Origin of the sequence: Amycolatopsis sp. NBC_01488 (assembly GCF_036227105.1) — a bacterium.
In the GTDB taxonomy this organism is placed as follows: domain Bacteria; phylum Actinomycetota; class Actinomycetes; order Mycobacteriales; family Pseudonocardiaceae; genus Amycolatopsis.
In genome coordinates this window covers 7,172,008-7,184,333 of record NZ_CP109434.1, presented here as the reverse complement: position 1 = coordinate 7,184,333, position 12,326 = coordinate 7,172,008, and the positions used below count along the sequence as shown (strand labels likewise).

General features: G+C 71.2%; 11 protein-coding genes and 1 pseudogene. 2 read left to right on the top strand and 10 right to left on the bottom strand.

All coding sequences use genetic code 11. The annotated features are described in order from the left end of the window. The first annotated feature begins 71 nt into the window (after nucleotides 1–71). On the top strand, nucleotides 72–899 hold the full coding sequence (locus OG738_RS33995; RefSeq protein WP_329047243.1) for an NAD-dependent epimerase/dehydratase family protein: 828 nt from the start codon (nucleotides 72–74) through the stop codon (nucleotides 897–899). A gap of 110 nt (nucleotides 900–1,009) precedes the next feature. Further along, nucleotides 1,010–1,186: a hypothetical protein gene (locus OG738_RS33990; protein WP_329047242.1), complete on the top strand. Its 177-nt coding sequence runs from the start codon at nucleotides 1,010–1,012 to the stop codon at nucleotides 1,184–1,186. A 189-nt stretch (nucleotides 1,187–1,375) separates the two neighbouring features. On the opposite strand, the gene OG738_RS33985 is transcribed toward OG738_RS33990, so the two are convergent. The 10 genes and pseudogenes from OG738_RS33985 to OG738_RS33945 form a co-directional block, all read right to left on the bottom strand. Beyond that, complete coding sequence (locus OG738_RS33985) at nucleotides 1,376–2,008, bottom strand: GntR family transcriptional regulator (RefSeq protein ID WP_329047241.1); 633 nt, start codon at nucleotides 2,006–2,008, stop codon at nucleotides 1,376–1,378. After that, nucleotides 2,008–2,670 (bottom strand): HAD family hydrolase, encoded by a 663-nt coding sequence (locus tag OG738_RS33980; RefSeq protein ID WP_329047240.1) that lies wholly within the window; start codon nucleotides 2,668–2,670, stop codon nucleotides 2,008–2,010. Before OG738_RS33980 ends, OG738_RS33985 begins: the two co-directional genes overlap by 1 nt. 20 nt (nucleotides 2,671–2,690) lie before the next feature. Then, on the bottom strand, nucleotides 2,691–3,548 hold the full coding sequence (locus OG738_RS33975) for a LysR family transcriptional regulator (protein WP_329047239.1): 858 nt from the start codon (nucleotides 3,546–3,548) through the stop codon (nucleotides 2,691–2,693). A gap of 26 nt (nucleotides 3,549–3,574) precedes the next feature. Then, entirely contained in the window at nucleotides 3,575–3,847 is a 273-nt protein-coding gene (locus OG738_RS33970) for an alpha/beta fold hydrolase (protein ID WP_329047238.1), read from the bottom strand. Then, nucleotides 3,799–4,077 (bottom strand): annotated as a pseudogene (locus OG738_RS44785) (alpha/beta fold hydrolase); the annotation flags it as partial. The gene OG738_RS33970 and the pseudogene OG738_RS44785, both read right to left, overlap by 49 nt. 62 nt (nucleotides 4,078–4,139) lie before the next feature. Further along, nucleotides 4,140–4,508: a DoxX family protein gene (locus OG738_RS33965; protein ID WP_329047237.1), complete on the bottom strand. Its 369-nt coding sequence runs from the start codon at nucleotides 4,506–4,508 to the stop codon at nucleotides 4,140–4,142. A gap of 61 nt (nucleotides 4,509–4,569) precedes the next feature. After that, on the bottom strand, nucleotides 4,570–6,879 hold the full coding sequence (locus tag OG738_RS33960; RefSeq protein ID WP_329047236.1) for a glycosyl hydrolase family 95 catalytic domain-containing protein: 2,310 nt from the start codon (nucleotides 6,877–6,879) through the stop codon (nucleotides 4,570–4,572). A 192-nt stretch (nucleotides 6,880–7,071) separates the two neighbouring features. Beyond that, nucleotides 7,072–7,866: an SDR family oxidoreductase gene (locus OG738_RS33955; protein ID WP_329047235.1), complete on the bottom strand. Its 795-nt coding sequence runs from the start codon at nucleotides 7,864–7,866 to the stop codon at nucleotides 7,072–7,074. A gap of 58 nt (nucleotides 7,867–7,924) precedes the next feature. Further along, a complete protein-coding gene (locus OG738_RS33950; protein WP_329047234.1) occupies nucleotides 7,925–11,521 on the bottom strand; it encodes a CARDB domain-containing protein in 3,597 nt (1,198 codons plus the stop codon). A 296-nt stretch (nucleotides 11,522–11,817) separates the two neighbouring features. Next, nucleotides 11,818–12,258 (bottom strand): winged helix-turn-helix transcriptional regulator, encoded by a 441-nt coding sequence (locus OG738_RS33945; RefSeq protein ID WP_329047233.1) that lies wholly within the window; start codon nucleotides 12,256–12,258, stop codon nucleotides 11,818–11,820. Nucleotides 12,259–12,326: the final 68 nt, after the last annotated feature.

Below are 12,326 nucleotides of genomic sequence, written 5' to 3'. Positions count from 1 at the left end.
GGTCTTGGACGCGACGCTCCCGGGCGCCGAGAGTCGGAAGGGAACCACTCACGACCACGAAAGGTCCCACGATGAAGGTCTTCCTGACGGGCGGCTCCGGGTACGTCGGCCGCTCGACGGTCCGGGCGCTCGGGCGGCACGGGCACGAGGTCAGCGCCCTCGCGCGCAGCGAAGCCTCGGCGCGGATCCTCACCGAGCTGGGCGCACAGCCGGTCCGCGGCGACCTGACGGCCACGGACGTCCTCCGCGAGGCCGCGGCAGCCGCCGACGGCGTCATCCACCTCGGCCAGCACTACGGCGACGACACGGCGGAGGTCGACCTCGCGGCCGCGGCGGCACTGCAGACCGGCCTCGGCGACCGCGGGCCGTACGTCCACACGGGCGGGGTCTGGGTGTACGGCGACACGGCGGGCGTCGTCGACGAGGACGCGCCGCAGAACCCGCCGGCGATCACGGCGTGGCGCCGGGCCAACGAAGAGCGCGTGCTGTCCCACGGCGGGCACCCGGTGCTGGTCATGCCCGGCCTGGTTTACGGCCTCGGCGGCGGCCTCGTCGAGACGTTCTTCGCCGCGCCGGTGCCCCTGATCGGCGACGGGTCCAACCACTGGGCGCTGGTCCACGTCGAGGACATCGCGGAGCTGTACGCATTGGCGCTGCAGGCGCCACCGAAGTCGGTGTACGCCGGGGTGAGCGGGCAGAACGTGCGGCTCGCCGACATCGTCTCGGCGCTCGCGGCCGGAGGTCCGATCGTTCGCCTCACGCTCGCCGAAGCGGTGGCGCGCATGGGCCCGATCGCGGAGGCGTTCGCACTGGACCAGCAGCTGACCCCGGCCCGAGCCCGGCGCGACCTGGGCTGGACGCCCCGGCACCTGGACGCGCTGACGGAGCTGCGCGGGTAAGGGATCCAGGCGCGGCGAAGCACGCGATCACCCGATGCGGCGGCGGTCCCCTCAGGACGACCGTGGGGTTCCTCGGAGACAGGGATTCGGAAACAGAGACGAGGAGCGCCATGCGAGGCGACTGGATCTACGACTGGGTGCGGGTGGAGATGGAGTACCGCGCGGGCCCGCCGCCGGCAGCCCGGCGACCGCGCTCGACACCGCGCCATTGGGCGGCGCTGCGGGCGAGCTTGTTCACGAGCCACCGGGTCGAGGTCCAGCACGGCGGTTCCGCGGCAGGCTACTGACCGACGACCCCGACGGCGCCAGTCAGATCGTGCCTCGCACCCGTCGGCCGCTGTGGGCGGGCCTCACCCCTGCGGCACTCGACGGCGACCGGAACCGCGGCAAGCCAGCCGCGACCGTGACGAACAGGCCGAGGCCGGTCGACAGCAGTGCGAAGCCGGCGGAGGCGAGCCAGGCCCTCCGCACCGGGCTCAGAGGTCGAGCAACCCGTTCCGGGCGCGCTCCAAGTGGTCGCGCATCTCCGCCTCGGCGCTCGCCCGGTTGCCCGACGCGATCGCCTCGAACAACCGGCGGTGCTCCACCGCCAGCTCGGCCGGGTTCGGGTACGACCCGCGCAACCGGGCCAGGCACAGCTGCATCTCCTCCTGCAGCGGCGGGTAGATCCGGCTCAACCGGACACTGCCCGCCGCGTCGACGAGGGCCAGGTGGAACGCCGTGTGCGCCTCCACTCGCTCGCTCCAGCCCGCTCCCGGCGCCAGGGACTCCAGCACCGACAACGCCGCCGACACCCCGGCCAGCGGCCGCCGTCCGCCGACGACCAGCCGCGCCGCCGTGAGCTCCAGGGGCAGGCGGACCGTGAACAGGTCGCGCACGTCGGCGTCCGTCAGCAGCGGGACCCGCAGCGAACGGCCGTCGGAGCGCTCCACCAGGTGCCGGGCGACCAGCTCCTGCAACGCCGAGCGCACCGTCGGGCGCGCCACGCCGAACGTCGTCGCCAGGCCCTGCTCGGTCAGCGGCGTCCCCGGGGACAGCGTCCCGCTGAGGATCCGGCGGCGTACCTCGGCGACCAGCGCGTCGCGGGTGTTCGTCGTCTGCAGCACCATCAGAACGCGTGCACCCGCTCCACCGTCGCGACCAGGTCGTCGAGGCCGGGCAGCACGGCGTCGGCGATCGACGGGTCGTCCGGCTGGGCGTGCCGGTTGATCCAGATCCGGCGGATGTCCAACGCCTGGGCCGGCACCATGTCGTGGAAGTGGCTCTGTGCGATGTGGACCCAGTTCTCGCGCGTGGCATCGAAGGTGGCGGCGAAACGCTCGAAGTGCGCGTGGCCGGGCTTGTACGAACCGACGTCCTCGGCGGTCACGATCGCGTCGATCGGCACCACGAGCCGGCGCTGCGTCTCGCCGATGAGGTCGCGGTCGCAGTTCGTCAGCAGCGCGATCCGCCAGCCCGCCTCGCGCAACGCGGTGAGCGCGGGCCGGACGTCGGGGAACACCGGCCAGTACGGCAGGCCGGTCGCCAGCACGGACGCGTCGTCGGGCAGCAGCTCGACGCCCGCTTCGGCCGCGGTCCGCCGCAGTGACTCCGCGAGCACCTCGCGGTAGCGCCGCACGGGCTGCTCGACCTGCACCCGCGGTTCGATCGTGTGGTAGACCTCCAGCAGCTCCGCGCCCCGGCCGGGGAACAGCAGCTCGAGCCCGGTGGCGATGCCGTGGCGCCAGTCCACCAGCGTGCCGAAACAGTCGAACGTCGCCCAGCGAGTCATACCGTCATTCTGATATACGGTTATACCGAAGACAAGATCTCGGCGAACGCGAAGATCAGCCGGGACCGCCGCGCCGCGACCCACGCCAGGCACACCTCGTTCGGCGGCAGGTCCTCGACCGGGACGTGCGCGACGTCGGGACGCGTGTAGTACTCCGACGTCGACCGCGGGATCACCGCGATCCCCCGCCCGGCGGCGACGTGTTCCAGCTTCTCTTCGACGCTCCGGAACTCCCGCCGTCGCGGTGCCGCGCCCTCCCGCAGCTCGACCGCGACGTCACGCCACTCGGGCACCGCGTCCGGATCGTTGAGCAGGTGCTCGTCGGCGAGGTCCCCGACCCGCACCGACTCCTTGCCCGCCAGCCGGTGGTCCGCCCGCAGCACCGCCACCCGCGGCTCGGCGAACAGCGGCCGCACGCTCAGCCCGCGCCGGTCCACCGGCAGCCGGACCACGCTCACGTCGGCGCGGCCGTCGTGGAGGACTTCGACCTGGTCGTCCCACGTCGTCCGGAGCAGTTCCACCGAGACGTCCGGATACCGCGAGGAAAACGCGCGGACCGCGGCGGTGACCGTGATCCCCGGCATGAACGCCACGGTGAACGTCGACGTGCCGCGCGCGGCCGTGGCCACCCGCCGACGCAGCGCAGACGCCGAAGCCAGCAACGGACGCGCGTCCTCCAGCAGCTGACGACCGGCCTCGGTCAGCGCGGTGGACCGCTTGTCCCGCACGAACAACTGCGCTCGTAGCTCACCTTCGAGCGCGCGGATCTGCCGCGAGAGCACCGGCTGCGCGATGTGCAGCCGCGCGGCGGCGCGCCCGAAGTGCAGTTCCTCGGCGACCGCGACGAAGTAGCGCAGCTTCCGCAGATCGACGTCCACCGGACCTCCCTGAGACCTCCAGGGTATTACGCGTGCGTGCCGAGGAACTTCGCCGGCGCCGGGTTCACCTCGTCCGGGTGGGTGTAGCCGAGGAAGTGGGCGCCGCCGTCGACGACGACCAGGGGCTCGGCCGCTCGCTCCACGGGGTACGCGAGGTCGGCCGAGCCGTGCAGCACCAGGGCCGGGCACGCGATCTCCCCGGCCCGCGCGAGCACGGAGTCCCGGTCGACGAGCGCGCCCATGGTCAGCTTCAGCTGGTCCGGCGCCACCGGCTTCCAGCGCTCCTTCCACTCGTCCACGGGAAAGCCGCCGAAGCAGATCCGGGCGACGCCATCCGCAGCGCGACGAACCCGCCCTGGCTGGTCCCGACGACGGCCGCCCGCGAGACGCCGAGCCCGTCGAGCACCCGCAGGACGTCCCGGGCGACGTCCCCGTAGTCGAACGGGCCGTCGGCGGGCGTGCCGCCGTGGCCGCGTTCGTCGACGGTGACGCACCGGAGCCGTCGAGCGCCGCGAGCTGCGGGGCGAACATCCGGCCATCCATCAGGAAGCTGTGTGAGCGGGAAGCGTCAACGAACCTCCGGACGAGCTGTCAGCCGGCGAACCGGCCCACCGCGACGAACGCCGCCAGCACCAGCAGCACGACGTTCATCGGCAGCGCCTTGGTTTCCTTGCGCCGTGCGTGCACGATGATCGCGCCGATCTGGACCACCGCCAGCCCGGTGGCGGCCACCGGGGTGAGCACCGGCGCGATGTCGAGGGCCCACGGCAGGATCAGCCCGAACGCGCCGAGGATCTCGACGGCGCCGATGCCCTTGACCGCCGCGTCGGAGAAGTCCGTTGTCCAGCCCATGTTCGGGTTTTCCAGCAGCTTCTCCCGCGGCGTCACCAGCTTCATGCCGCCGGCAGCCAGGTACAGCGCGGCGAGCAGACCCGCCACGACCCACAGGACGACGTTCACGGTGAGACCTCCGGTCCGAAGAAAGTGATTGAACACTACATCGGTTTCCGGAGGTTACCCCTCAACTTGGCTGGACCGTGACCGACTGCCCCGGCCGCAGGGTGATCACGCGACGCCAGGCGCCGGCGCGCACCTCCGTCCGGGTCCCGCCGACGCTGCGGACCACCGCGCGGGTCACCTTCCCGTCGCGCCAGGACAGGTCGACGTCGAAGCCGCCGCGTGCGCCGATCCCCGTCACGCGGCCCGACGAGGCCCACGCCGAGGGCAGCGCGGGCAGCAGCTCCAGCACGCCGGGGCGTGAGTAGACGAGCATCTCCGCCATCGCCGTCGGCGCGCCGAGGTTCGCGTCGATCTGGAAGATCGTGTAGCTGCCCTGGCTGTACATGTCGAAGAAGTTCGGCGCGGTCCCGTTGCCGTTGGCGACCGACGGCCGCAGCACCGTCAGCAGCAGCTGGTACGCCTTGTCGGCGTCCTTGAGCCGCGCCCAGCACGCCGACCGCCACGCGCACGCCCAGCCGTAGCTGTCCATCCCGCGGGCGGTCAGCAGCGCGCGGACGCCGTCGAGCAGTTCCGGAGCCGCCGTGTCGGCCGCGATCCGGTCGCCGGGGAAGAAGCCGATCAGCGGCGAGAGGTGCCGGTGGGTCGTCTCGCCGAGGTTGTCCGGCGACATCCACTCCTCGAGCCAGCCCGTCGCCGGGCTCACCTTCGGCAGGTACAGCTTCTGCTGCAGCCCCGCGATCCGGTCGCCGTACGCGCGGTCGCGGCCGAGGACCGCGGCGGCTTCGCGGTAGTGGGCGAACAGGTCCCAGACGATCTCCTGCGAGTAGGTGTTGCCCCGGGTGTCCTGCGGGCCGTGCTCGGGTGACCAGTCGTGGTCGTCGACGAGCACCTCGCGGCCGTCGACGGTCATCGGGACGAGCCGGGCCTCCCAGAACTCGGCCGCACCCTTGAGGAGCGGGTAGATCCGCGCGAGGTACGCCTTGTCCTGCGTGAACGCGTAGTGGTCCCACAGCGAGTTGCACAGCCACGCGTTGCCGGCGGGGTGCCACCACCAGCCGGAGCCGCCGTAGATGTTGGTCGAGAACGCGATCGCCCAGCCGCCGATCTTGCCGCTGGTGTTCCGGAACCGGTTGCGCGGGTCGTTGAACAGCCGTTTCGTGCTGTCCGTCCACACGGGAAGCTGCGCGAGGCAGTAGTCGGCCAGTGCAGTGAAGCTCCCGGGCAGCGCCGCGCGGTCGGCGAGCCAGTAGTTCATCTGCAGGTTGATGTCGGTGTGGTAGTCGCTCATCCAGTCGGGCGTGTTGGTGTTCTGCCACAACCCCTGCAGGCCCATCGGCAGCCCGTCGCGCGAGCCGGTGATCGTCAGGTACCGCCCGAACTGCAGGTAGCTCGCCTCCAGCTCGGGGTCCGGCGTCGCCGGGTCGGCGTGCCGGGCCAGCAGCCGCGACCACGTGTCCAGCGCCCGCTTCGCCGGCGGCGACTGTCCCAGGTCGACGGTCATCCGGTCGTAGAGCCGCCGGTAGTCGGCGACGTGGGTGGCGAGCAGCGCGCCGCCGCCGGCCCGCAGGGCCTTCGACGCCTTCTGCTTCGCGAGCGCCAGCGGGTCGAGCGATGCGTCGAGGAACTTCCGGGCCGCGTCGGGCACGTAGTTCGTCCCGCCGCTGAGGACGATGACGACTTCGCGACTCCCGCTGAAAGTCACGCCACCGGCCGCGGCGCACGCGTATTTCAGGCCGTTGTCGAACGTGCCGGCGAACGCCGCCGGGCCCGCCGTCGCCTCGCCGCGGGTGGGCTCCAGCGAGACCGAGCCGGTGACCGGCCCGCCGCTGAGCCGGATCACCACGACGTCGTCGGGGTGGCTCGCGAAGTACTCGCGGCGGTACCGCACTCCGCTGTGCCGGTAGGTGATCACGACGACGCCGTTGCTGAGGTCGAGCGTGCGGCGGTAGTCCGTCACGCCGGTGTGCGCGGGCACGGAGATCCGCACCTTCGCCAGCAGTCCGAGGGTGCCGAACTTCTCGCGCTCGTAAGGGAACTGGCCGTCGTCCTCGAGGACGTCGTTGGCGCCGCCGGTCCACAGTGACGCGTCGGCGAGGTAGAGGAAGTCGGCGGCCGGGTCACCACCGACCAGGGCACCGATCCGACCATTGCCGATCGGCAGACCCTGTTCGATGATCTTGTCCTCCGCCGCGGGCGCGGGGTACCACAGCGTCGTCGCCCGGCTGTCCGGAATCAGGTCCGCGTCAGCCGGGCGGACGACGTCTGCGCTTGCGGTGAAAGGACGAGCGCCACTGAGGGCGATTCCGGCGCCGACCGCGCCGCCGAGCTTGAGGAAGGTGCGACGCGAGGGCGGGAGGGCGGGGTTCGCCATGTCGGATCCGTTCGGCGTTGAAGGCGGGACCGGCGTGCAACCCGCCAAACATATGACCTATGCGGATCCTAGGTCAAGATTCTTCGTAATTATTCCGATTAGATACGATACGTCAGCAGTGGTGCGGCACAGGCTTTCGGCCAGCCGGTCGTGGACGTAGGCAGCGCGCCCGGAGCCGCTGACGCCCCGGACCTAGCGCTCCCGGTAGCGCAGGACGCCCGCGTCGGGCTGCCCGGCCAGGTACCGGGCGAAGGTGATCTCGCCGTCGAGGTGATCCGGCGCAAGGTGCCCGCCACCGGCGTAAGCGCGGAACGTCTCGCCCGGCACGGTCACCGGCACGAGCTTTCGCCGCCGGCCGCTCACTTCGAGGACCGCCTGGGTCAGCTCGGCCGCCGTGAGGATCTCGGGGCCGCCGAAGTCGTCGGCGCGGCCGGCCGGTTCGGCCAGCGCGAGGTCCGCGAGCCGCCGAGCGACGTCCCGGACGTCGACCGGCTGGAACGAGACCCGCGGCACGGGCACCACCGGGAGCCGGGTCGCGCCGGCGAGCAGCGTCCGGACCAGCGCGTGGAACTGCGTCGCCCGCTGGATCGTGTACGGCAGGCCCGAGGACGCGATGACCTGCTCGGTTTCGTGCCTGGCTCGGTAGTAGCCGAGCGGGACGCGGTCGACGCCGACGATCGAGACGTAGACCAGGTGCGGGCCACCGGACCACCGTGCCGCCTCGACGAGCGTGCGGGCCAGCAGCTCTTCCCGCCCGAAGAAGTCGGTGGCGCAGTGGACGACGACGTCGGCCCCGGCCACCGCGCTGTCGATGCCGCGCCCGGTCCGCAGGTCGCCGGGGACGACGTCCGGGCCCGCCGTGCGGCTGAGCACGCGGACCTCCTCCCCCGCCGCGCGCAGGCGTTCGACGACCGGCCTGCCGAGCTGCCCGGTGCCACCGGTGACCAGGATCCGCACGAGCCCACCTCCGTCCGCGATCACCGCCATCCTGGCACGGCGGTGCCCGCCGGGAAACGGCTTCCCGGCGGGCACCTGGGCCGATCGCTCAGTTGCGGACGATGGTGAAGGTGGACGTCGTGTTGCGGATGTCCTGGTCGTTGTCGCTCAGCGTGAGCCCGGTGAAGGTCGCCGAGCCGACGGCCGGGCCCTGGCCCGGTTCCGGCAGCTCGTTGGCCCAGATCCCGATCCCCGACTTGGCGTCGAAGGCGTCACCGCTGCGGTGGGCACCGGTGATCGACACGTTCGTCAGCACGGTGTCCTCGACGGGGTGCTCCGGCGTGGTGCCGTCGTACTTCGTCTGGAACATGATCCCGCTGTAGGTCGGGCTCTGGATGTCCACATCGGACACCCGGATTCCGCGGAACTCCTTGGACGCGGAGAACATCCAGATCGCCGGGAACGTCTGCTGGCCCCAGAAGTGGCCACCGTCCCGGACGAGCGAAGCGTTCTGGACCGTCGTCGGCTGCGGCCCGAACCCGAGGAACGGGTAGCCGAAGTCGAGCGAGCTGATCGTGATCGCCGAGTACGTCAGCGTGTCCGCGATGTAGAGGTTCCGGAAGGTGTTGCTGTACCCGCCGTACACCGCCAGTCCGGCCGCGCGCCACGGGGTGAGCGCGGTCAGGTTCTCGAACACGTTGTCGTACTGGTTGCCCTGGTTGATGTCCGTCGCGGCGAACAGCGCGAAGCTGTCGTCCCCGGTGGACCGGGCCTCGTTGTTGACGACGTGGTTGCCGGTGCTCCCGTTCGTGAGGTTGATCCCGTCGGCGAAGGTGTCGCGGATCCGGGAGTTCTTGATCGTCGTGTTGTCCACGTTGGTGCCCCAGACCATGACGACCTGGTGCTCGACCCAGATGTTGTCGATCGTCAGGTTCGCGACGTTCGTCAGGTTGAACACCTTTCCGGGGCCGTCGATGCGGGACGTGTAGTTCCCGAACACGGCGAACCCGCTGAACGTCGAGCCGTTCGCGGTCGACTGCACGTCGATGCCGATGTCGGTGTTCTCCTGGCCGGACGGCGCGGAGAACTTCGTGAACCACGGCCCGGCGCCGGTGACCGTCACGGCCTTGCCGTAGACGTTCAGCTTGCTCGACATCGAGTAGCTCCCGGCCGGCAGGTAGACGCCGGTGAGCGTGGCGTCCTGCCGGACCTTGTCGAGGGCGTTCTGCACGTCCTGCTGCGTGAACCCGGCGGGGACGGCGAAGTGCGCCGGGTCCGGGTTCGCCTGCGCGGTCGCCTGCTCGAAGTTCACGAAGTCGATCGCGTAGTTCGTGCTGTTGGCCGCGTCCTTCTGCAGCTTGATCTTGTGCCCGGCGGGCACGGTCGTGCCGAGCAGCGTGCTGGCCTCGTCGTAGACGTGGCGCGGCCCGGTGCCCGGCGAGTTGCCGGGGCCGGTTTCGGCGCCGTAGAGCCACGCGTAGTGCGAGGTCAGGTCGATGGCCTTGAGGAACGTGCCGTCGACGTAGACGTTCAGCGTCGAGGTGATCCCGCCGCCGCCCGCGGAGTCCGGGATGGAGAACCGGGTGACCAGCGTGTTCGTCGACGCGCGGGTGGTGAACTCCACCGACGAGCCGGTCGAGTTCAGCGTCACGGCCTTGCGGCCCGATGCCTCGCCCGCGAGGTCGCCGATCGTCCGGTTCGGCCCGATCACCGACGCGCCGCCCGCGACCACGCCGTCTTCGGCTTCGTACATGTCGTAGGGCATGTTCGCGCCCCGGCCGACGAACAGCGCCTGCGTGCTCGTGTTGTTGGCCTGCTTGACCGGCAGCTCGTTCGCGTCGGCGTCGACGACGGTCTTGACCGTGTACCGGCCGTTGGCCGCGGTCCAGGTGCCGACGGTCACCGGCGGCGCGGTGGCGCCCGGGGCGATGGTGCCGGAGTAGGAACCGCTGAGCGTCTTGACGACGGTGCCGTTCTGGTCGGCGATCGTCACCGTGACGCCGTGGGCGCCGCCCGCGCTCGCCACCGTGCCCTGGTTGCGCAGGGTCGTGGTCAACGTGACCGCGTTGCCCGCGGACGGGTTGGTCGGCGACCACGCGGTCGCCGCGACGAGGTCGGAGCTCTGCACCGGGCTGACGACCAGCGGCGTCGTGCTCGTGTAGGAGTTGTTGGCCTCGTTCTGCTCGATGACGGTGTTGGCCTCGTCGACCTTCGCCGTCAGCTGGTAGCTGCCGGCGTCGCGGGTGCCGATGTTCGCCGACACCGTCGTGGACGCGCCGGCGGCCAGCGCGCCGACGTTCGCGGTGCCGACCTTCGTCGTACCCAGGTAGAGGTTCACGTTCGTCGCGCCCGAAGCGGCCGTCCCGGCGTTGCGGACGGTCGCCGACGCGGTGATCGCGTCGGTCTCGACGGGGTTCTGCGGCGACCACGACACGCCCGAGACCGTCAGGTCCGGGTTCGGCGCGGGAACGCCGAAGACCTGGAACTCCGCGGCCTGCCCGCCGCCGGCACCGGAGTTGGCGGTGACGCGCAGGCGGACGTCGGCGACGCGGCCGCTCAGCGGGATGGTGACGGTGTTGCCGCTGTTCGGGTCGAAGCTGTAGGTCTGCGCGGCGGACAGCGTCGTGAACGCGGTCGAACTCTGCTCGCGGCCTTCGACGGCGATCGTCTGGGTCCGCGGGCCCCACGCGGGATCCGGGTTGAGCTTGACGGTGACGTGGTCGACGTCGGCGTTGGCGCCGAGCGCGACGGTCAGCAGGTTCGGGTAGGTCCCGCCGCCGCCTTCCCAGTACGTCGTCAGGGAGTCGTCGTTGGCGTTCGTGGCGACGAAGGTGAACTGCGCCGAGGACGCCGTGATCGGCTTGCCCAGCGCGAGGTTCGTCCCGGACTGCGTGCCGGTGCGGGTCACCGTGGCGCTGTTCGGCGACTGGTTGCCCGCGGCGTCCTTCGCGCGCACGAAGTACGACACGGTGGTGCCGTCCGGCTGGTTGTCCGTGTAGGTCAGCACGGTCCCGGCGACGCTGCCGCGGAGCTGGCCGTTGGCGTAGACGTCGTAGCCGGTGACGCCGGTGTTGTCGGTCGAGGCCGACCAGGTCAGGCGGATCTGGCCGCTCGCCGGCTGGGTGTAGGCGAGGTTGCCGGGCGCGGACGGCGGCTGGGTGTCCCCGCCGGCCGGGCCGTGCACCTCGAACTCCGACAGCTGCGCGGCGGGCCAGCCGGTGTTGGCGCTGACGTTCAGCCGCACGAACCGGGGCTTGCCGGTGACGTCCACGGTGACCGTGTTGGCCTTGGCGGGGTCGAAGACGTACCCGGCCGAGGGCTTCAGGTCGCTGAAGCTCGTCCCGTCGGTGCTGCCCTGCACGCTGAAGGTTTCGGTGCGCGCGCCCCAGTTCGCCGCGGGGAGCTTGAGCACGAGCTGGGCGACGTCCGTGGGAGCGCCGAGGTCGGCCTGCACCCACTGCGGGAACTGGTTGTTCGTGCTCTCCCAGTAGGTGTCCTGCTTGCCGTCGCCGACGTTCGTCACGGGGTAGCCGGCGAGCTGGCTGCTGGCGGTGTAGGTCGCGGTGGCGGCTTGAGCGGCGGGCTGGACGGCCGGGGAGGCTGCGGGGGCGGCCGGGGCGGCACTCGCGGCCACGGCGGGTGCGGCCAGGAGGAGGGACAGGGCGGCGTAGGTCGCCGCGTGCGACAGGAGTCGCTTCGTTCTCATGGGGTTCCTCTGATCCGGGGAGGAGGGGAGACGCGTCGGGACGGCACAACCAGGGAACGGGACGGGCGCGGACCGGTCCGGGGGCGCGCGCGGGCAGCACGGGACAGCCGTCATGGGCACCTCTTCGTTGAGGAGCTGGGCGGGATCTTCCTGGCAGCTGCTGCGATTTCTCGCGCTGCTGTCAGGTTCTTGCACTGATTCGTTCAAGAGTTACAGTGACCGGGGTCTCAAGTCAACGCCCAAACGCCGAAAAGGCCTCCTCGCGGGGATGCGAGAAGGCCTTTTCGAGGTTCGGCTCAGGAGTGGACGGCGCCCAGCCGGATCGCGTGGGTGCCGGGCGCGTTGACCGGCTCGCCGCAGTGCGCGCACACCGTGGCCGGTTCCAGCACCTCGCCGCAGGCGTGCCGCCACAACGTGGGCGGCTCGCCCTGGTGGACGTACTTGTCGCCCCAGGCCATCAGGCCCAGCAGGATCGGCTGCAGCGCGCGGCCGGCTTCGGTCGGGTAGTACTCGTGGCGCGGCGGGTGGGCCTCGTACGGGACCTTCTCGAGCACGCCCGCGTCGACCAGCTTGCGCAGCCGCGCGGCCAGGATGTCGCGGCTGGCGCCGGTGTTCTCGGCGATCTGGTTGAAGCGCCGCTCCCCCAGCATGATCTCGCGCAGGGCGAGCAGGCTCCACCGCTCGCCGACGACCTCGAGAGCCTCGGCGACCGAGCATTCGCGACCACGCCGGGTCATGCCACCTCCCTGGGATGGAAAATCCAACCTAGCACGTCAACGTCGTGTGACGTGCCGAACAGCTGAGT

Excerpts from the sequence above, each read along its gene's own strand:
- OG738_RS33960 (WP_329047236.1), bottom strand. The coding sequence starts at position 6,879 with ATGGCGAACCCCGCCCTCCCGCCCTCGCGTCGCACCTTCCTCAAGCTC.
- OG738_RS33955 (WP_329047235.1), bottom strand. The coding sequence starts at position 7,866 with ATGGCGGTGATCGCGGACGGAGGTGGGCTCGTGCGGATCCTGGTCACC.
- OG738_RS33990 (WP_329047242.1), top strand. The coding sequence starts at position 1,010 with ATGCGAGGCGACTGGATCTACGACTGGGTGCGGGTGGAGATGGAGTAC.
- OG738_RS33945 (WP_329047233.1), bottom strand. The coding sequence starts at position 12,258 with ATGACCCGGCGTGGTCGCGAATGCTCGGTCGCCGAGGCTCTCGAGGTC.
- OG738_RS33995 (WP_329047243.1), top strand. The coding sequence starts at position 72 with ATGAAGGTCTTCCTGACGGGCGGCTCCGGGTACGTCGGCCGCTCGACG.
- OG738_RS33980 (WP_329047240.1), bottom strand. The coding sequence starts at position 2,670 with ATGACTCGCTGGGCGACGTTCGACTGTTTCGGCACGCTGGTGGACTGG.
- OG738_RS33950 (WP_329047234.1), bottom strand. The coding sequence starts at position 11,521 with ATGAGAACGAAGCGACTCCTGTCGCACGCGGCGACCTACGCCGCCCTG.
- OG738_RS33985 (WP_329047241.1), bottom strand. The coding sequence starts at position 2,008 with ATGGTGCTGCAGACGACGAACACCCGCGACGCGCTGGTCGCCGAGGTA.